This is a genomic window from Paraburkholderia terrae (assembly GCF_002902925.1).
GTDB lineage: Bacteria > Pseudomonadota > Gammaproteobacteria > Burkholderiales > Burkholderiaceae > Paraburkholderia > Paraburkholderia terrae.
In genome coordinates, this window is sequence record NZ_CP026111.1 from 536,682 (window position 1) to 556,529 (window position 19,848).

Here is a 19,848-nt window from a genome sequence, read left to right on the forward strand (position 1 = left end):
GCCTGCCTCATGGCAAAGTTTTTTATCGATCGCCCGATTTTTGCGTGGGTGATCGCCATCATTCTGATGCTGGCGGGTCTGGCGTCGATCTTCACGCTGCCGGTCGCGCAATATCCGACGATTGCGCCGCCGGCCGTGCAGATCAGCGCGACGTATCCGGGCGCATCGGCGAAGACGGTTGAAAACACCGTTACGCAGGTGATCGAGCAGCAGATGAGCGGCCTCGACCACTTGCTGTACCTGTCGTCGACTTCGGACGACTCGGGCACGGCCACCATCACGCTGACGTTCGCGGCGGGCACCAACCCCGACATCGCGCAGGTTCAGGTGCAGAACAAGCTGCAGCTCGCGACCCCGCTGCTGCCGCAAGCGGTGCAGCAGCTCGGCACGAAGGTGACGAAGTCGAGCAGCAGCTTCCTGCTGGTGATGGCGTTCGTGTCGACCGACGGCAGCATGAACAAGTACGACCTCGCGAACTATGTCGCGTCGAACGTGCAGGACCCTGTCAGCCGTATCGACGGCGTGGGTACCGTCACGCTGTTCGGCACGCAGTACGCGATGCGGATCTGGCTCGACGCCAACAAGCTGACCAACTTCGGCCTCACGCCGGTGGATGTCCAGGCCGCGCTGCAGGCGCAGAACGTCCAGGTGGCGGGCGGCTCGCTCGGCGGCACGCCGTCGGTGCCGGGCCAGCTGCTGCAGGCAACCATCAGCGAAGCAACGCTGCTGACCACGCCTGAGCAGTTCGGCAACATCCTGCTGAAGGTCAACCAGGACGGTTCGCAGGTGCGCCTCAAGGACGTCTCGCACATCGACCTGGGCGGCGAAAACTACAACTTCGACACCAAGTACAACGGTCAGCCGACGGCGGGCTTCGGTATCCAGCTGGCGACGGGCGCAAACGCGCTGGCGACGGCGAAGGCCGTGCGCGACAAGATCGACCAGTTGTCGAAATACTTCCCGCACGGTCTCGTCGTGAAGTATCCGTATGACACGACGCCGTTCGTGCGCCTGTCGATCGAAGAAGTGGTCAAGACGCTGCTCGAAGGTATCGTGCTGGTGTTCTTGGTCATGTATCTGTTCCTGCAGAACCTGCGCGCCACGCTGATCCCGACGATCGCGGTGCCGGTGGTGCTGCTGGGTACGTTCGCGATCATGAGCGCCGTCGGCTTCTCGATCAACGTGCTGTCGATGTTTGGTCTCGTGCTCGCGATCGGCCTGCTGGTGGACGATGCGATCGTGGTTGTGGAAAACGTCGAGCGGGTGATGTCCGAGGAAGGGCTGTCGCCACGCGAAGCAACCCGCAAGGCGATGGACCAGATCACGGGCGCGCTGATCGGCGTGGCGCTGGTGCTGTCCGCCGTGTTCGTGCCCGTCGCGTTTTCGGGCGGTTCGGTCGGCGCGATTTACCGTCAGTTCTCGCTGACCATCGTCGCGGCGATGGTGCTGTCCGTGCTGGTCGCGTTGATTTTGACGCCGGCGTTGTGCGCGACGATCCTCAAGCCGATTCCGCAGGGCCATCACGAAGAGAAGAAGGGCTTCTTCGGCTGGTTCAACCGCAACTTCGACAAGAGCCGCGACAAGTACCACTCGGGCGTGCATCACGTGATCAAGCGCTCGGGCCGCTGGCTCATCATCTATCTGGTGGTGATCGTCGCGGTGGGTCTGCTGTTCGCCCGTCTGCCGAAGTCGTTCCTGCCGGACGAAGACCAGGGCACGATGTTCGTGCTGGTGCAGACGCCGTCGGGTTCGACGCAGGAAACCACGGCGCGCGCGTTGAAGGACGTGTCCGACTACCTGCTGAACGATGAAAAGAGCATCGTCGAATCGACCTTCACGGTGAACGGCTTCAGCTTTGCCGGCCGCGGTCAGAACGCCGGTCTCGTGTTCGTGCGGATGAAGGACTACGCGGAACGCCAGCATGCGAACCAGAAGGTGCAGGCGCTGGTGGGCCGGATGTTCATGCACTTCGTCGGCTACAAGAACGCAACCGTGTTCCCGGTCAATCCGCCGTCGATTCCCGAACTGGGTACGGCGTCGGGCTTCGACTTCGAACTGCAGGATCGCGCGGGTCTCGGTCACGAAAAGCTGATGGCGGCGCGCAACCAGCTGCTCGGCATGGCAGGGAAGGACCCGATGCTCGCGCAGGTGCGTCCGAACGGCCTGAACGACACGCCGCAGTTCAAGGTGTCGATCGATCACGAGAAGGCGGCATCGCAAGGCGTAAGCCTCGCGGCCATCGACCAGACGTTCTCGATTGCCTGGGCGTCGCAGTACGTGAACAACTTCCTCGATACGGACAGCCGGATCAAGAAGGTGTACGTGCAGGCCGACCCGCGTTTCCGCATGACGCCGGAAAACCTGAACGACTGGTACGTGCGCAACTCGGGAGGCACGATGGTGCCGTTCTCGTCGTTCGCAAGCGGCCAGTGGACCTACGGTTCGCCGAAGCTCGAGCGCTACAACGGTATCTCGGCCGTCGAAATCCAGGGTCAGGCGTCGCCGGGCAAATCGACGGGTCAGGCGATGACGGCGATGGAAGCGCTCGCGGCGAAGCTGCCGGCGGGTATCGGCTACGAATGGACGGGCCTGTCGTTCCAGGAACGCCAGTCCGGTTCGCAGGCGCCGATCCTCTACGGCATCTCGATCCTCGTCGTGTTCCTGTGTCTGGCCGCACTGTATGAAAGCTGGTCGATTCCGTTCTCGGTGATCATGGTGGTGCCGCTCGGCGTGCTGGGCGCGCTGCTCGCCGCGACGCTGCGCGGGCTGGAAAACGACGTGTTCTTCCAGGTCGGTCTGCTGACAACGGTGGGTCTGTCCGCGAAGAACGCGATTCTGATCGTCGAGTTTGCGCGCGAGTTGCAGCAGGGCGAAAGCATGGGGCCGGTGGAAGCGGCGCTCGAAGCGGCGCGTCTGCGGCTGCGCCCCATCTTGATGACGTCGCTCGCGTTCATTCTCGGCGTGCTGCCGCTCGCGATCAGCAACGGCGCGGGCTCGGCAAGCCAGCACGCGATCGGTACGGGCGTGATCGGCGGTATGCTGACGGCGACCTTCCTCGCGATTTTCATGATCCCGATGTTCTTCGTCGTGATTCGCGCGAAGTTCACCGGCGACAAGGAAGACCCGGACGAAGCGATGAAGCACTACAACGAGCACCATCCGCATGACCCGCAGGGTGGCAGCGGCCCGGGCAACGCCAGCTAAGGACATTGAGATGCCTAAATATTCTTTGATGGCAGTGGCCGTCGCGCTGGTCGCCGCGGGCTGCACGATGGAGCCGAAGTACCACCAGCCGGCCGCGCCCGTGTCGGGTGCTTTCCCGAGCGACGGCGTCTACGCGACGCAGCCGGCGCCTGGCGCGGGCGCGCGCTCGGCGAGCGGTCAGGCCGCCGTCGACATCGGCTGGCGCGACTTCTTCGCCGATCAGCGCCTGCAACAGTTGATCGAGATCGCGCTGAAGAACAACCGCGATCTGCGCGTGTCGGTGCTGAACATCGAGGCTTCGCGCGCTCAGTATCAGATCGCGCGCGCGGCGCTGATGCCGACGCTCGACGCGTCCGCGTCACAGTCGAAATCGCGTACGCCGAAGGATCTGTCGTTCCTGGGCCAGACGATCTCCAACCAGTATTCGGTTGGCCTGAACGCGTCGTGGGAAATCGACTTCTTTGGCCGGATTCGCAGCCTGAAGGATCAGGCGCTCGCGGAGTATCTGTCGACGGCGCAGGCGCGCAAGGCGGCGGAGATTACGCTTGTTGCATCGGTGGCGGATCAGTATCTGACGGTGCTGTCCTTTGACGATCTGCTGACAGTCACGGAAAACACGCTCAAGACCGCGCAAGAGTCGTATCGCATCACAAAGCTGCAGTACGACACGGGCACGGGTTCTGAGTTGGATCTGCGTCAGGCTGAGACGGTCGTCGAGCAGGCGAAAGCGGATCTGCAGTCGCAGGCGCGTCTGCGCGCACAGGCTGAGAATGCGCTCGTTCTGCTGGTCGGCGAGCCGTTGCCGCCTGATCTTCCGGGCGGTCTCGCGCTCAACGACCAGGACCTGCTGACCGACATTCCCGCCGGTTTGCCGTCGGATCTGCTGACGCGCCGTCCCGATATCGCCGAAGCCGAGCAGAACCTGCTCGCGGCGAACGCGAATATCGGCGCGGCGCGCGCGGCGTTCTTCCCGCGCGTCTCGCTGACGGGCAGCTTCGGCACGCTGAGCCCGACGCTTGGCGGGTTGTTCAAGCCGGGCTCGGCGGCGTGGAGCTTTGCGCCGCAGATCACGCTGCCGATTTTCGAAGGCGGCCAGAACAAGGCGAACCTCGATCTCGCGACCGTGCAGAAGAACATCCAGATCGCGCAGTACGAGAAGGCGATCCAGACCGCATTCCGCGAAGTCGCGGACGGGCTGGCCGCGCGCGGCACGTACGATCAGCAGATCGCGGCGCTCGAGCGCAACACGTTTGCGGAACAGCGCCGTCTCGATCTGTCGGACCTGCGCTACCGAAACGGCGTCGACAGCTATCTCTCCGTGCTGACCGCGCAGACCGGCCTGTACGACGCGCAGCGGTCGCTCATCACGGCACGCGCGGCGCGCCTGACGAACCTCGTCGATCTGTACAAGGCACTCGGCGGCGGATGGATCGAGCATGCGGGCGAACAGCCGCGTCCCGCCGACGCACCCGTCGACTACGGCGCAGCGAGCGCGCCCGTTGCCGCTTCGGCGGCGACGGCAGGCTGAACGCATCAGACTCGAGCGACAGCAGCTTCTCATTGCTTGCAGTACGAAACGCCACGGCATGCCGTGGCGTTTTTTTTGAGCTGCTCTCCTACAAACCTTGTCCAGATGGCCAGTTCAGTTCTCCAGATCGTTTTTGTGCAGAGTTAGCCGTTAGCATTTCGTACGGATCAACCAAGATTGATGATCCGCAGTTTGGTTGTCAATTGACAACTAATTGAGGGCGCTCTACACTGGAGTTACTGATGAGTCGTCGAAGTCATTCGAAGAAGGAAATCGAGTCGGCGCTCGGCCATGCGGAAGCAAACGGCTGGCGCGTCGTGCCTGGTACGGGCACCGGGCACGCGTGGGGGCGCATGTATTGCCCATACAACGACACCGATTGCAGATGCGGCGAGTTCTGCATCGCCAGTATCTGGTGTACGCCGCGCAATGCGACCGGTCACGCAAGAACGTTGCGTCGCATTGTCGAGAACTGTGCGCCGCATCGTCAGAAGGTCATCTCGTTGCGTGTGATCGCTGAATCAAAACGGCGCACTCGTGAGCAGGATCAGCACGGGCAGCAACAGGAGCAGCAACCAGGGAAGGAAAAGGAGCAAACATGGAATACACCTTCACGTTGAAGTATCGTCTGAGCGCGGAAGACTGCGATTTCGACGAGATCGTCGAGCGTCTCGCGGCCGAGGGTTGCGACGATGCCACCGTGGGTGTCGGTCAAGCGGGGCGGCTTGCACTCGCGTTCGCGCGCGAGGCGAAGAGCGCGACACATGCACTCGTGAGCGCGTTGAAGGACGTACTTCGCGCGGTGCCCACGGCGCAACTGGTCGAGGCCGCGCCGGACTTCGTCGGGCTGACGGATGTCGCGGAAGTGGCGGGCGTGTCGCGCCAGAACATGCGCAAGCTGATGCAGTCGCATGCCACGGAATTCCCCGCGCCTGTCCACGAGGGCAGCACGTCATTGTGGCATCTATCGGACGTGCTCGAATGGATGCACGATCGTGGCGATTATGATATCGCGCCGGAAGTCTTCGAAGTCGCGAGGTCGGCGAAACAGCTCAATCTGATGAAGGAGGCTCGCAATCTGGAGCCGAAGGTGACGCGACACTTCAACAATCTGGTCGCGTGATGGTCGCGCGGGTGCGGTGGGCTGACGGCGTGCGCACGACTCGGGGTCATGCGCACGCGGTAGAGATGGCTATGGCTATCGGTTAGTGCATATCGGCGGCACGCAGCATGTCGTCGCCGGCAATGGCGTCGTCTTTGCCGCCGCGTCCGTCGAAGTCGTGGCCGGCGCGGCGAATATCGCGAGTCGCGGCGCGTTCGCCCTTCACACCGTTGAAGATCAGGTTCAGCACGACGGCCGAAACCGACGCCAACAGAATGCCACTATGCAAAAGCGGTGACAGTGCGGGCGGCAGCTTCGAGAAGAAGTGCGGCGAGACGACGGGCACGAGACCAAGACCAATGCTGACCGCGACAATAAAGAGGTTGTGATGGTTCTTCACGAAGTCGACTTTCGAGAGCACCTTGATGCCGTTCGCCGCCACCATCCCGAACATCACAATGCCTGCGCCGCCCAGCACGAACGACGGCACGGACGCGACCACCTGCGCCATCTTCGGGAACAGGCCGAGCAGCACGAGAATCACGCCGCCCATCGCACAGACAAAGCGGCTCTTGACGCCCGTCACGCCGATCAGGCCGACGTTCTGCGAGAAAGAGGTATGCGGGAACGAGTTGAAGAGGCCGCCAATCAACGTGCCGAGTCCGTCCACGCGCAAGCCGCGCACGAGCGTCTTCTGGTTGACGGGCCGGTCCACCATGTCGCCGACCGCGAGGAACATCCCTGTCGATTCAATGAACGTGACGAACATCACGGTGACCATCGTCGCGATCGAAAGCGGATCGAAGTGCGGCAAGCCGAAGTGAAACGGCATCACGAAGCCGACCCACGGTGCATTCGTCACGCCTTCCATGTTCACACGGCCCAGCAGCGCGGCGATCACGAAGCCGGCCACGATACCGAGCAGCACCGAGATGTTGGAGACGAAGCCTTTACCGAACTTGTTGATGAGCAGAATCAGCATGAGCACGACGAACGACAGCCCGAGGTAGACGGGATTGCCGTAGTCCGGGTTGCCGACGCCGCCCGCTGCCCAGTTGATGCCCACTTCCATCAGCGAAAGCCCGATCACCGAGATCACCACGCCCACCACGACGGGCGGGAAGAAGCGCAGCATCTTGCCGATCATCGGCGCGGCGATGATGCCTATCACACCCGCCGCGATCGTCGATCCGAAGATGTCGAGTATGCCAAGGCTGGGATTCGTGCCGATCGCGATCATCGGCCCAACGGCGGCGAACGTGCAGCCCATGATAACGGGCAAGCGAATGCCGAAGATCCACAGGCCGAGCGTCTGGATCAGTGTGGCGATACCGCAGGAAAAGAGGTCGGCGCTGATGAGAAAGGCGATTTGCTCTTTCGGCAGCTTGAGCGCGCTGCCGATGATCAACGGCACGGCAACGGCCCCTGCGTACATCACCAGTACGTGCTGAATGCCGAGCGTCAGCAACTGCCCGAAGGGCAGTCGCTCGTCGCACGGATGAACCGTGTTCGAGTGCATCTTGTCTCTCTCCACATCTGGTTTTGGGATGACTCCAAGGTATGCGGGACGAAAAAGCGCGACAAGACCACTGCTTCCTATTTCAACCTTTGCCGGGGTGATATGCGTGGACCAGATTTGGAACGGCTCCGCTATGCGAGATTGGAGAAATTCGCCGGAAGTCCTTGTGGCGTGGTGGCTTGCGGGAATTTCATCAATCCGGCGCGCCGTTGCCACGTACGCGTGCCCATATGATGTGTATTGCGGTTCGCACATAATGCGTTTTCGGGGTGCGCCGCGTTTGGGGTGGGTTAACCCGCGCCAATGGGCGGTGACGTGTGAAAATGATCGTCCGCCGTCCGGTCCGCGCGAAGCAGGCGCACGCGTGCAATAACCTCCACAGCAACCACCTAATCAACGCACCGCATTCATGTCCTTTCTTGGTATCGATCTCGGCACAGGCTCGCTGAAACTCGCGATCATCGACGACGAAGGCCGCGAGCAATGCGCGACCAGCGTCGCGTATGCAATCGATACGCCGCGCCCCGGCTGGGCGGAAATCGATCCGCAGGTCTGGTGGCGCGCACTGTGCGAAGCGGCATCGCGATTCCCCGATGCGCAACGCGGTGCTGTGCGCGCGGTCGGTTTTTCCGGTCAGATGCATGGCGTCGTGCTGAGCGACGCGCAAGGCAAGGCCATGCGTCCTGCGATGCTTTGGCCCGACACGCGCGCATTGCCCCTGCTCGATGCATGGCCCGCGCCGCAACCCAACCCCGTCGCGCCTGGCATGGCCGGCCCGCTGCTGCGATGGGTCGCGCAGCACGAGCCGCAATCGATGCACGCAGCGCGCTGGGCTTTGCAACCGAAAGACTGGCTGCGCTTCAGGCTGGGCGGCACGATCGCAACCGATCCCTCTGATGCATGCGCGACCGCGCTTGCCGATCCATCCGGTGCGTGGGACAACGCGTTGCTCGAGCGGCTCGGGCTGCCGCGCGACTGGTTCGCGCCGCTCGCTGCGTCGTATGCCGCGTGCGGCACGCTGTCCGCCGAAGCGGCAAATGCGCTTGGCTTGCGCGCCGGCATCGCGCTTGCCACGGGTGCCGGCGACACGCCGTGCGCGGCGCTCGGCAGCGGTCTTGCAAACGACGGCGACGCGCTGCTCACCACGGGTACGGGCGGCCAGATTCTCGTGCTGGCCACCGACGAACCCGACGCCGCGCCGGGCCTGCATCGCTATCGGGCCGCGACTGATCACTGGTATCGGATGGCCGCGATGCAAAACGTCGGCGTCGCGCTCGAAGCCGTGCGTGGCTGGCTGTCGTATGAATGGAATGACGCGTATCGCGATGCCTTCGAGTTCGAGGCAGCCCCGGGCCTCACGTTCTTGCCGTATCTGACCGGCGAGCGCACGCCGTGGCTCAATCCGGCCGCGCGCGGCGGATGGCTTGGTCTTGCGCTCGGCACATCGCGCGGCGCGATGATGCGCGCGGCATTCGAAGGCGTCGCGTTTTCGTTGCGCGCGGGGCTCGACGCGATCCGGCAAAGCGGCGCGCGCGTGCCGGCGCTGCGTCTCGCGGGCGGCGGTTCCGTCGATGCGCGCTGGCGGCAGTTGCTCGCCGAAGCGTTGCAAGTCGAACTGCATGCCGTCGATTGTCCGAACGCGGCGGCGCGTGGCGCAGCGATGCTCGGTGGCATCGCGGTGGGTCACTGGAACACAGGCGATCTTGCAGCGCTCGCGCCTGCCGCGACGCGCGTCGCCGGGCCGCGTGACGAGACGGAACTCGCTGCGCGTTATGCGCGCTTTATCGATCTGTATGGCCGCGTCGAACCTTGGTTTGCGTCGCCGTCCGCATGACGTGCGCTCGCCATGCGCCGTCGCATGAGGACAATCGCGCGGCGCGGCGTGCCATTCACGAGCCTTGCATTTGCGCGATCATGTTCACAGCGCGGCGCGCGAACATGCGGGACAATCCGGGCCGCAACGGTTCACGGCAGTAACGGACAGATTCAAAGATCATCAGCTTTAGGTAACGGATCTACAGAACCACAGGAGCATTCACGATGAAGACGAAAGCAGCAATCGCATGGAAGGCAGGCGCACCGTTGACGATCGAAGAAGTCGATCTCGAAGGGCCGCGCGCGGGTGAAGTGCTGATCGAAGTGAAGGCGACGGGCATCTGCCACACCGACTACTACACGCTGTCGGGCGCCGATCCGGAAGGCATCTTCCCGGCGATCCTCGGCCACGAAGGCGCGGGCGTCGTCGTTGATACCGGTCCCGGCGTCGGCACGCTGAAGAAGGGCGATCACGTGATTCCCCTCTACACGCCCGAGTGCCGCCAATGCAAGTTCTGTCTGTCGCGCAAGACGAACCTGTGTCAGGCGATCCGCTCGACGCAAGGCAAGGGTCTGATGCCCGACGCGACGTCGCGCTTCTCGCTCGACGGCAAGCCTTTGTTCCACTACATGGGCACGTCCACGTTCTCGAACTACATCGTGGTGCCGGAGATCGCCGTCGCGAAGATCCGCGAAGACGCACCGTTCGACAAGGTCTGCTACATCGGCTGCGGTGTGACGACGGGTGTCGGCGCTGTCGTCTATTCGGCCAAGGTCGAGGCGGGCGCGAATGTCGTCGTGTTCGGTCTGGGCGGCATCGGTCTGAATGTGATCCAGGGCGCCAAAATGGTAGGTGCGGACAAGATCATCGGTGTCGATATCAATCCGGGCCGCGTCGAACTCGCGAAGAAGTTCGGCATGACGCACTTCATCAACCCGAAGGAAGTCGAGAACGTCGTCGATCACATCGTGCAACTGACGGATGGCGGCGCGGACTATTCGTTCGAATGCGTCGGCAACACGACGCTGATGCGCCAGGCGCTCGAATGTACTCACAAGGGCTGGGGCCAGTCGTTCATCATCGGCGTGGCGGCGGCGGGCGAAGAAATCAGCACGCGGCCGTTCCAGCTGGTCACGGGGCGTCAATGGAAGGGCTCGGCGTTCGGCGGCGCGCGCGGCCGTACCGATGTGCCGAAGATCGTCGACTGGTACATGGAAGGCAAGATCAACATCGACGACCTGATCACGCATCACCTGAAGCTCGACCAGATCAACGAAGGCTTCGATCTGATGAAGAAGGGCGAGTCGATCCGCTCGGTCGTCATCTACTAAAGGAGTGGCGCGATGCTCGAACTGATCGAATCGCACGCGTCGTTCGGCGGCACGCAGCGTATCTATAAGCATGAGTCGAAGGCGATCGGGTTGCCGATGCGCTTTTCGGTCTTCATGCCTGAAGCGGCACCACAGAAGAAGGTGCCGGCGCTGTTCTATCTAGCCGGGCTGACGAGTACAGAAGAGACGTTTCCGATCAAGGCGGGCGCACAGCGGTTCGCCGCGCAACACGGCATCGCGCTGATCTCGCCGGATACCAGTCCGCGCGGCGCAGGCGTGCCGGGCGAGACGGACGCGTGGGACTTCGGCGTCGGCGCGGGCTTCTATGTCGACGCGACGCAGGCGCCCTGGTCGAAGCACTACCGGATGTATTCGTACTTGCGGGACGAACTGCGCGAGACGGTCATCAACGAGTTGCCTGTCGATGGCGCGCGGCTCGGCATCTTCGGCCACTCGATGGGCGGCCACGGCGCGCTGATGCTCGCGCTGCGCAATCCGGACATCTATCGGTCGGTTTCGGCGTTCGCGCCGATTGCCGCGCCGATGCGTTGTCCGTGGGGCGAGAAGGCGTTCAGCGGCTATCTGGGCGCGGATCGCGAAGCGTGGAAGCAATACGACGCGAGCGAACTCGTGGGCAAGGCGACGCGCAAGTTTGCGGAAGGGATATTGGTCGATCAGGGTATGGCCGACCAGTTTCTGGCCCAGCAACTGAACCCTGACGTATTCGAAGCCGCATGCAAGGCCGCCGGACAGCCACTCACGCTGCGTCGGCATGAAGGCTACGACCACGGCTATTTCTTCATCTCGACGTTCATCGAGGATCATCTCGGGCATCACGCGAAGGTGTTGCTCGGCTGATCTTTTGGTGTCGTTGGCACCATAGCAAAACGGGGTGGCCTCGCGAGCCACCCCGTTTTTTATCGGCATCACCAGCGCGTGTTTCGTGCCAGCAAAGCTGCGTTTGCATTACCGGCGCATGTGCTGTGCCAGCAAACTCGCGCCATAGACGAGCGCCGCAAGCAGCGTTATCCAGAAACTCGTTGGCCAGTCGGTATAGAAGGCGAGCGTCACGCCGATCCACGCCTGCGCGAGCGCGAGCAGCGCGGCGAGTACGAGTCCGACGGAAAGACGCGTCGACAGGTTTTGCGCCGCGGCCGCCGGTCCGACCATCAGCGTGAACACGAGCAGCACGCCGACGATCTGCGTGCATGCGGCGACTGCAAGCGCCGCGATCGCGAGAAACAGCACCGACACGAGCCGCAGCGACACGCCTTTCGCTTCGGCCAGTTCCGGCTGCAACGAAGCGAACAGCAAAGGCCGCATGATCGCAGCCAGCGCAACCAGACTGACGACACCGAGCGCGGCCAGTACCACCAGCGTCGACGAACTCACGCCGAGCACGTTGCCGAACAGCAGCGCCGTGACTTGCGTCGCGTACGCGGTGAAGAAGTGCAGAAACAGCAAGCCGAAGCCCAACGCCAACGACAGCACCACGCCGATCGCCACATCCCGCCCCGCGAGCTTTTCACCCAGCGCGCCCATGCCGACGCCCGCTGCGAGCGTGAAGCCGATCATCCCCCAGATCGGCGAAACGCCGATCAGCACGGCGCCCGTCGCGCCCGTGAAGCCGACGTGCGACAGCGCGTGCCCCGCGAAGGTCTGCCCGCGCATCACGAGGAAGTAGCCGACGATGCCCGACAGCACCGCGACGATCCCCGACGCCGCGAACGCGTTCACCATGAAATCGTATTCAAACATCGTGCGTGTGTCCGTCGCTTGAGGCGTGATGATGGGCATGCTTTTGCCCATGCGCGTGACCATGCGAATGCCCGTGGCCATGCGGATCGCCATGCTGATGGTCGTCGTCTTCGTGCTCGTGATCGTGCTTCTCGACGTCGAAGTCGCCCGACATCACGAAGATGCGGCCATTCACGCGCATCACGTCGATGGTCGAGCCGTACAGGCGCGAGAGCACCGGCTTCGTAATCACTTCATCGACGGTGCCGAGCGCGGCGACGCCATTGCCGAGATACAGCACGCGGTCGAGCGCATGCAGCAGCGGATTGAGTTCGTGCGCGGAGAACAGCACGGCGATGCCGAGTTCCTGCTGCACGCGCTTCACCAGTTCGACGACGGTCTTCTGATGATGCGGATCGAGACTGATGAGCGGCTCGTCGAGCAGCAGCAGACGCGGATTGCCAAGCAGGCATTGCGCGAGCAGCAGCCGCTGCCGCTCGCCACCCGACAGCTCCGACAACGGACGCGCAGCCAGCGCCGTGCCGCCGACCAGCTCCAGCACGCGCTCGACATCGGCGCGCGCCTTCGCATCCGCATGCGGCAAGCCCCAGCGATGACCGTCGGCGGCCATCGCGACGAAATCGCGGCCACGCACGCGACGGCCGGCAAGCGCGCTGCGCGTCTGCGGCATGTAGCCGATCGACGGGTTGCCGCGCACGACGGGCTCGCCGAGCACGCGCACGGTGCCGCTCGCCGCCGGGACGAGGCCGAGCACCGAGCGCATCAGCGTCGTCTTGCCCGCGCCGTTCGGCCCGAGCACGCCGATGAATTCGCCCTGGCGGATCGTGAAGCTGGTGTCGCGCAGAATCGTGCGGTCGCCGAGTTCGAGCGTCACGCGATCCAGTTCGAGCACGGGCGCGTTGCCCGACGACATGTTCATTGAGTCGTTCCCTTGTTCGCGCTGCCTGCGGCGAGCGCGTTGCCGAGCGCATCGAGTTGCGCCAGCATCCATTGCTGGTAGTTCTTGCCGGCCGGTTGCGTCTCCGTCACGCTCACCGTCGGCACATGCGATTGCTGCGCGAGTTTCAGCATGCGTTTGGTCAGCGCCTCGGTTGCCTGGCTGTTATAGATCAGCGCGCGCACGCGTCGCTCGCGAAGATCGCGCTCGAACGCGGCGATATCCGACGCGCTCGCTTCCGTGTCGTTCATCGCGGCCAGCTGGAAGCGCTGGTTGCGCATGTCCAGGCCGATGGCCTCCGACATGTAGCCGAACACCGGCTCGGTCGCCGTCACGCTCACGTGCGCATACTGGCTGCGCAGCGCGGCGACCTTGTCGGCGATCGGCTTGAGCGAGTCGAGAAACTTCGCGAGGTTCGCATCATACGCCGCCTTGTGCGCCGGATCAGCCGACGCGAGCGCCGCACTCACCGCGCGTGCGACAGCGGGCATCGTCGACGGGTCGTACCACAGATGCGGATTGTCGCCGCTTTTCTTACCGATGAGTTCTGCCGCGACGATCGTCTTGCGCTTGTCGTTTTTCGATACGTTCAGCAGCTTTGTCATCCACGGATCGTAGTCGGCGCCGTTGTAGACGACAAGGCTTGCGTGCTGCAATGCGCGCGCCGTCTTCGGGCTGGCTTCGAAGAGATGCGGGTCCTGGTCCGGATTGCTGAGAATGCTCGTCACGTCGACGCGGTCGCCGCCCAGTTGCTGCACGACATCGCCGTAGAAATTCTCCGCGGCGACCACGGGAATCTTCGTGTCCTGCGCGTGCGCGGCCTGGCCGAATGCAAAGACGAAAACCGTCGAAGCGACGGCGCGCATCAGAAATTTCCACATCGAATTGTTCTTCTTCATCGTGATGACCTGTTGCGTGAGAGGCGTCTGGGTTGAATGGAACGGTTTGTTTGGGTCAGGGATGGCCGTGCTTGCATGCGCCGCACAGCCCGCTCAGCTCGACGACCTGGTGATGCACTTCGAATCCATGCGCGGGCGCGCTGCCCGAGAGTTGCGCGGCCAGTCCGTCGCCGGGAATCTCGACCGTTTCGCCGCATGAATCGCACATCAGGAACTGGCTCTGATGCGGCTCGCCCATCTGGCAGCACGCGAAAAACGCATTCTTCGATTCGATCCGATGCACGAAGCCATGCTCGACGAGGAAATCGAGCGTGCGATAGACGGTAGTGGGTGGCACGCGGCCGCGCTGCGGTTCCAGCGCGGCCAGCAGGTCGTACGCGCCGATGGGACGCTCGCTCTGCGCAATAAGCGCGTAGACCTGGCGACGCAGCGTCGTCAGTGCAAGACCGCGCTCGGCGGCGAGCGCATCGGCGCGCGCGAGCTTGTGCGTGAGCCGTGCAGCTTGCTGTGCAGGATCAGCGACAGGATGAACATGAGCATCGGATGAGCGGGCCATGGCGCGAACTCCGGACAGCGTCAGATTGAACGAAGGCGCAATGATATAACGTATCTCGAAAAAATGTCATTGCCCGTTGCAAAGTCATCGCCGATTCTTAGGAAGGAACAACCGTAGGCGCGCATTCCGGTGCTGCCGCGCTGCACCATCGAAAGTGCGCGGCGCGCCTTGACATGACCGGACACGTATCCGATCATTCGATCACAACGAGAGCAATTGCTCGATTGCCGAGCGTTAGCTCAGGTTGAATCGAAGAATCAAACGAACCGGAGACAGGTTGTGACAGCCCGACTGCAAGGCAAGGTGGCGATTCTCACGGGCGCCGCGAGCGGTATCGGCGAAGCGGTGGCGCGCCGGTATCTCGACGAGGGCGCGCGCTGCGTGCTGGTGGACGTGAAGCCGGCCAACGAATTCGCGCACGCACTGCGCGAAACGGACGGCGACCGCGTGCTGACGCTCAGCGCGGACGTCACTAAGCGCGAGGACATCGCACGCATCGTCGAGCAGACGGTACAGCGCTTCGGCCAGATCGACATTCTCTTCAACAACGCGGCGCTGTTCGACATGCGTCCGATCCTCGACGAATCCTGGGACATCTTCGACAAGCTCTTCGCGGTCAACGTGAAGGGCATGTTCTTTCTGATGCAGTCCGTCGCGCAGCGCATGGTCGATCAGGGCCACGGCGGCAAGATCATCAACATGTCGTCGCAGGCGGGCCGCCGCGGCGAGGCGCTCGTGTCGCACTACTGCGCGACCAAGGCAGCCGTGCTGAGCTACACGCAATCGGCCGCGCTGGCGCTCGCGCCGCACAAGATCAACGTGAACGGCATCGCACCGGGCGTCGTCGATACGCCGATGTGGGAACAGGTCGATGCGCTTTTCGCGCGTTACGAGAACCGGCCGCTGGGCGAGAAGAAGCGTCTCGTCGGTGAAGCGGTGCCGCTGGGCAGGATGGGGCTGCCCGCGGATCTGACGGGGGCGGCGCTGTTCCTCGCGTCTTCGGATGCGGATTACATCACCGCGCAAACCCTGAACGTCGACGGCGGCAACTGGATGAGCTGACCGTCATTCATCCACCGGCATCCGCACTACGGCGCCAAACGAACGCAAGCGCCGCTCACGTACCGATCAAGTACCAAAACGCAAGTACGAATAAAGGAGACAAACGATGAAGCCCACCTGCAAACCCGCGCTCAACGTATTCGGCGCAGCGGCACTCGCGTGCGCCGCATTCAGCGCGAACGCGGCGACCGTCACGATCGCAACGTTGAACAACCCCGACATGATCGAGTTGAAGAAGCTGTCGCCGGCATTCGAGAAAGCGAATCCCGACATCAAGCTCAACTGGGTGATTCTCGAAGAAAACGTGCTGCGTCAGCGCGCGACCACGGACATCACGACAGGCAGCGGCCAGTTCGACGTGATGACGATCGGCGCCTATGAGACGCCGCAATGGGGCAAGCGCGGCTGGCTCACGCCGCTCACGAACCTGCCCGCTGATTACGACCTGAACGACGTCGTGAAAACGGCGCGCGACGGCCTGTCGTACAACGGCTCGCTGTACGCGCTGCCGTTCTACGTCGAAAGCTCGATGACGTATTACCGCAAGGATCTGTTCGCGGCGAAGGGCCTGAAGATGCCCGATCAGCCGACCTACGACCAGATCGCCCAGTTCGCCGAGAAGCTGACGGACAAGGCCAACGGCGTCTACGGCATCTGTCTGCGCGGCAAGGCGGGCTGGGGCGAGAACATGGCCTACGCGACGACGGTCGTGAACACGTTCGGCGGCCGCTGGTTCGACGAAAAGTGGAACGCGCAACTGACGACGCCCGAATGGAAGAAGGCGATCTCGTTCTACGTCGATCTGCTGAAGAAGTATGGCCCGCCGGGAGCCAGCTCGAACGGCTTCAACGAAAACCTCACGCTGATGTCATCGGGCAAATGCGGGATGTGGATCGACGCGACGGTTGCCGCCGGCATGCTCTACAACAAGCAGCAATCGCAGATCGCCGACAAGGTCGGCTTTGCCGCCGCACCGACGGCCGTCACGCCGAAGGGCTCGCACTGGCTGTGGGCGTGGGCGCTCGCGATTCCGAAGTCGTCGAAGCAGACGGACGCGGCGAAGAAGTTCATCACGTGGGCGACGTCGAAGCAGTACATCGAGCTCGCCGCGAAGGATGAAGGCTGGGCCTCGGTGCCGCCCGGCACGCGTCAGTCGACGTACGCACGCCCCGAGTACAAGCAGGCCGCGCCGTTCAGCGACTTCGTGCTGAAGGCGATCGAAACTGCCGATCCGGATCATCCGACGTTGAAGCCGGTGCCGTACACGGGCGTGCAGTTCGTTGGCATCCCCGAGTTCCAGTCGTTCGGCACGGTGGTCGGTCAGAGCATTTCGGGCGCGGTGGCAGGCCAGATGACGGTCGATCAGGCGCTGGCAGCCGGCAACGCGACGGCGGATCGCGCCGTCAAGCAGGCCGGCTATCAGAAGTAAGCGTCAAAGCCTAATGGAACGCCGTCTGCTCGATCCCCGCGCAGACGGCGTGTCCAGGAGCTGAATCGCAGCCTCTAAGTCAGTAAGCCGGATCAGATGGAAAGCGCCGGCTGACAGCGCATCGTCAGCCGGACCCTGGCAGCACAGCGTGCCGCACGCCCCGCGGACCGCGCACTACCGAAGAGGTGGTCCATCATGCGTCAACACTTGCGTCTACCCCTCATGCATGCCCATCCCCAAACCGAACACGAGCGCGAAGAGCGCAAAGCCGCGCACGCGCGCTGGCTCGCCATGCCGTCCGTAGGCGTCCTCGTCTTATGGATGGCGATACCGCTAGCGATGACGATCTGGTTTTCGTTCTCGCGCTACAACCTGCTGAATCCGGACGTAAAGGGATTCGCGGGTCTCGAAAACTACAAGTTTCTTGCCAGTGACCCGTCCTTCGGCCCGTCGATCCTGCACACGATGCAGTTGATCATCTCGGTGCTGGTGATCACGGTGGTCGGCGGCGTGCTGCTCTCGGTGCTGTTCGACCGCAAGTTCTACGGGCAGGGCGTCGCGCGGCTGCTCGCCATCGCGCCGTTCTTCGTGATGCCGACCGTCTCCGCGCTGATCTGGAAGAACATGATCCTGCATCCGGTGTACGGGCTCATCGCGCAAGGCATGCGCGCGCTGGGCATGACACCGATCGACTGGTTCGCCGACTATCCGTTGATCGCCGTGATCATCATCGTCGCGTGGCAGTGGTTGCCGTTTGCGTTCCTCATTCTGTTCACGGCGATCCAGTCGCTCGATCAGGAGCAGAAGGAAGCGGCGAAGATCGACGGTGCCGGTCCGTTCGCGATGTTCTTCTTCATCACGCTGCCGCACCTGAAACGCGCGATCGCGGTCGTGGTGATGATGGAAACCATTTTCCTGCTGTCGATCTTCGCTGAAATCTACACGACGACGGGCGGTGGTCCGGGCAACGCGACGACCAACCTGTCGTACCTGATCTACGCGCTCGGCCTGCAACAGTTCGACGTTGGCCTCGCGTCCGCAGGCGGGATTCTCGCTGTGGTGCTCGCGAATATCGTGTCGTTCTTCCTCGTGCGCATGCTCGCGAAGAACCTGAAAGGGGAGTACGAAAAATGAGCCAGGTCGCCGCTACACCTGTTACGACGAATCTTTCGAAAACGAACTCGCCGTTGGCCATCGTCCGGCGCAGCATTCCGGGTATCCTTGCGTGGCTGATTGCGCTGCTGCTGTTCTTTCCGATCTTCTGGATGACCATCACGGCATTCAAGACGGAGCAGCAGGCTTACGCGTCGTCGCTGTTCTTCATGCCGACGCTCGAAAGCTTTCGCGAAGTGTTCGCGCGCAGCAATTACTTCGGCTTCGCGTGGAACTCGATCCTGATCTCGGTTGGCGTCACGCTGCTGTGCCTGATTCTGGCCGTGCCGTGCGCCTATGCGATGGCGTTCTTCCCGACGCGCCGCACACAGAAAGTGCTGCTGTGGATGCTGTCGACGAAGATGATGCCGTCTGTCGGCGTGCTGGTGCCGATCTATCTGCTGTGGAAGAACAGCGGCTTGCTCGACACCGTGAGCGGCCTCGTGATCGTCTACACACTGATCAACCTGCCCATCGCGGTATGGATGTCGTTCACGTACTTCGCGGAAATTCCGCGCGACATTCTCGAGGCGGGACGCATCGACGGCGCGGCGACGTGGCAGGAGATCGTCTATCTGCTGATGCCGATGTCGCTGCCGGGGCTTGCGTCGACGGCGCTGCTGCTCGTGATCCTGTCATGGAACGAGGCGTTCTGGAGCATCAACCTGTCCAGTTCGAACGCCGCGCCGCTGACCGTGTTCATCGCGTCGTATTCGAGTCCTGAAGGCTTGTTCTGGGCGAAGCTGTCGGCGGCGTCGCTGCTGGCCGTCGCGCCGATCCTGATCGTCGGCTGGGTTTCGCAGAAACAGCTGGTGCGTGGCCTTACCTTCGGGGCGGTCAAGTGACGGAAATCAGAACAGAGGCGAAGCTTGCGCTCATCTGCGATTGCGACGGCGTGCTGATCGACAGCGAAGCCGTCGCGGCCGCGGTGCTCGTCGAGGAGCTGGAAGCGCGCTGGCCCGGTACGGATGTCGCGCCCGTCGTGATGCCGCTGCTCGGCCTGCGCACGGAACGCGTGCTGGCAGGCACGGCTTCGGCGCTCGGCAGGACGCTCGCCGAAGTCGACGTCGAAGCGATTCGCAGCGCCGTCGAGCGGGCGGCCGTCAAGGCGCCGATGGTCGACGGCATCGAGGCCGCGCTCGCGAGCATTCCGTTGACGAAGGCCTGCGCGAGCAACAGCTTTCGCGCGTATGTCGAAGCGGCGCTGGCGCGCACGGGCCTCGTGAAGCATTTCGGCGACCGGCTTTTCTGTGCCGATTCCGTCGCGCATCCGAAGCCGGCGCCCGACGTCTATCTCGCCGCCGCGAGCGGGCTGGGCGTGAACCCGGAAGCGTGCCTCGTGATCGAGGACAGCGTGGCGGGTGTGACGGCTGCGACGGCCGCGGGTATGACGGTGTATGGGTTCATCGGCGGCGGCCACGCGAGCGAGGATCAGGTCGGCGCGCTGCGCCGCGTGGGCGCGCAACACGTATTCGACGACATGACGCAACTGCCGGAACTGGTCGCGCGATGGCTGCAGCGCGTGACCGTCGCGTGAGAAAGCACGCGGGTTTCG

Annotated in this window: 17 protein-coding genes; 12 read left to right on the forward strand and 5 right to left on the reverse strand. The window is 63.2% G+C overall.

Annotated elements, in window-relative coordinates; genetic code table 11:
- The first annotated feature begins 9 nt into the window (after window positions 1–9).
- The 4 genes from C2L65_RS02415 to C2L65_RS02430 all read left to right on the forward strand — a co-directional run bounded on the left by C2L65_RS02415 (window position 10) and on the right by C2L65_RS02430 (window position 5,855).
- Entirely contained in the window at window positions 10–3,204 is a 3,195-nt protein-coding gene (locus C2L65_RS02415; RefSeq protein WP_042310982.1) for an efflux RND transporter permease subunit, read from the forward strand.
- 10 nt (window positions 3,205–3,214) lie between these two features.
- The gene (locus C2L65_RS02420) at window positions 3,215–4,732 is read left to right on the forward strand and encodes an efflux transporter outer membrane subunit (protein ID WP_042310981.1); all 1,518 of its coding nucleotides are present in this window, start codon (window positions 3,215–3,217) and stop codon (window positions 4,730–4,732) included.
- Between the two features lie 242 nt (window positions 4,733–4,974).
- The gene (locus C2L65_RS02425; protein ID WP_081921173.1) at window positions 4,975–5,352 is read left to right on the forward strand and encodes a hypothetical protein; all 378 of its coding nucleotides are present in this window, start codon (window positions 4,975–4,977) and stop codon (window positions 5,350–5,352) included.
- Window positions 5,331–5,855: a helix-turn-helix transcriptional regulator gene (locus C2L65_RS02430; RefSeq protein WP_007581387.1), complete on the forward strand. Its 525-nt coding sequence runs from the start codon at window positions 5,331–5,333 to the stop codon at window positions 5,853–5,855. The genes C2L65_RS02425 and C2L65_RS02430 overlap by 22 nt, the downstream gene beginning before the upstream one ends.
- An 82-nt stretch (window positions 5,856–5,937) precedes the next feature.
- Here C2L65_RS02430 and C2L65_RS02435 read toward each other — a convergent pair whose 3' ends face one another.
- A complete protein-coding gene (locus tag C2L65_RS02435) occupies window positions 5,938–7,353 on the reverse strand; it encodes a nucleobase:cation symporter-2 family protein (protein ID WP_042310978.1) in 1,416 nt (471 codons plus the stop codon).
- Window positions 7,354–7,762: 409 nt separating this feature from the next.
- On the opposite strand from C2L65_RS02435, the gene C2L65_RS02440 reads away from it, so the two are divergent.
- The 3 genes from C2L65_RS02440 to fghA all read left to right on the forward strand — a co-directional run bounded on the left by C2L65_RS02440 (window position 7,763) and on the right by fghA (window position 11,358).
- Entirely contained in the window at window positions 7,763–9,187 is a 1,425-nt protein-coding gene (locus C2L65_RS02440; protein ID WP_042310976.1) for a xylulokinase, read from the forward strand.
- A gap of 206 nt (window positions 9,188–9,393) precedes the next feature.
- Entirely contained in the window at window positions 9,394–10,500 is a 1,107-nt protein-coding gene (locus C2L65_RS02445) for an S-(hydroxymethyl)glutathione dehydrogenase/class III alcohol dehydrogenase (protein WP_028364542.1), read from the forward strand.
- Between the two features lie 12 nt (window positions 10,501–10,512).
- Window positions 10,513–11,358, forward strand: a complete 846-nt coding sequence (gene fghA / locus C2L65_RS02450) for an S-formylglutathione hydrolase (RefSeq protein WP_042310973.1) — start codon at window positions 10,513–10,515, stop codon at window positions 11,356–11,358.
- A gap of 108 nt (window positions 11,359–11,466) precedes the next feature.
- Here fghA and C2L65_RS02455 read toward each other — a convergent pair whose 3' ends face one another.
- From C2L65_RS02455 to C2L65_RS02470, 4 genes are read right to left on the reverse strand one after another with little or no spacing between them, the layout of a single operon-like run.
- Complete coding sequence (locus C2L65_RS02455) at window positions 11,467–12,258, reverse strand: metal ABC transporter permease (protein ID WP_007744656.1); 792 nt, start codon at window positions 12,256–12,258, stop codon at window positions 11,467–11,469.
- Window positions 12,251–13,177: an ABC transporter ATP-binding protein gene (locus tag C2L65_RS02460; protein WP_042310971.1), complete on the reverse strand. Its 927-nt coding sequence runs from the start codon at window positions 13,175–13,177 to the stop codon at window positions 12,251–12,253. Before C2L65_RS02460 ends, C2L65_RS02455 begins: the two co-directional genes overlap by 8 nt.
- Window positions 13,174–14,094 carry a metal ABC transporter solute-binding protein gene (locus C2L65_RS02465; protein ID WP_042310969.1) on the reverse strand — a complete coding sequence of 307 codons (921 nt, stop codon included), beginning with the start codon at window positions 14,092–14,094 and terminating at the stop codon, window positions 13,174–13,176. Before C2L65_RS02465 ends, C2L65_RS02460 begins: the two co-directional genes overlap by 4 nt.
- 55 nt (window positions 14,095–14,149) lie before the next feature.
- On the reverse strand, window positions 14,150–14,650 hold the full coding sequence (locus C2L65_RS02470) for a Fur family transcriptional regulator (protein ID WP_042310967.1): 501 nt from the start codon (window positions 14,648–14,650) through the stop codon (window positions 14,150–14,152).
- Between the two features lie 279 nt (window positions 14,651–14,929).
- Here C2L65_RS02470 and C2L65_RS02475 point away from each other — a divergent pair, with 279 nt between their 5' ends.
- The 5 genes from C2L65_RS02475 (at window position 14,930) to C2L65_RS02495 (ending at window position 19,830) form a co-directional block, all read left to right on the forward strand.
- Window positions 14,930–15,712, forward strand: a complete 783-nt coding sequence (locus C2L65_RS02475; RefSeq protein WP_042310966.1) for an L-iditol 2-dehydrogenase — start codon at window positions 14,930–14,932, stop codon at window positions 15,710–15,712.
- A gap of 106 nt (window positions 15,713–15,818) precedes the next feature.
- A complete protein-coding gene (locus C2L65_RS02480) occupies window positions 15,819–17,141 on the forward strand; it encodes an ABC transporter substrate-binding protein (RefSeq protein WP_042310964.1) in 1,323 nt (440 codons plus the stop codon).
- A 195-nt stretch (window positions 17,142–17,336) separates the two neighbouring features.
- Window positions 17,337–18,275 carry a carbohydrate ABC transporter permease gene (locus tag C2L65_RS02485; protein WP_042310962.1) on the forward strand — a complete coding sequence of 313 codons (939 nt, stop codon included), beginning with the start codon at window positions 17,337–17,339 and terminating at the stop codon, window positions 18,273–18,275.
- Window positions 18,272–19,138 carry a carbohydrate ABC transporter permease gene (locus C2L65_RS02490; RefSeq protein WP_042310960.1) on the forward strand — a complete coding sequence of 289 codons (867 nt, stop codon included), beginning with the start codon at window positions 18,272–18,274 and terminating at the stop codon, window positions 19,136–19,138. Before C2L65_RS02485 ends, C2L65_RS02490 begins: the two co-directional genes overlap by 4 nt.
- Window positions 19,135–19,830: an HAD family hydrolase gene (locus tag C2L65_RS02495; protein ID WP_042310959.1), complete on the forward strand. Its 696-nt coding sequence runs from the start codon at window positions 19,135–19,137 to the stop codon at window positions 19,828–19,830. Before C2L65_RS02490 ends, C2L65_RS02495 begins: the two co-directional genes overlap by 4 nt.
- The last annotated feature ends 18 nt before the right edge of the window (window positions 19,831–19,848 follow it).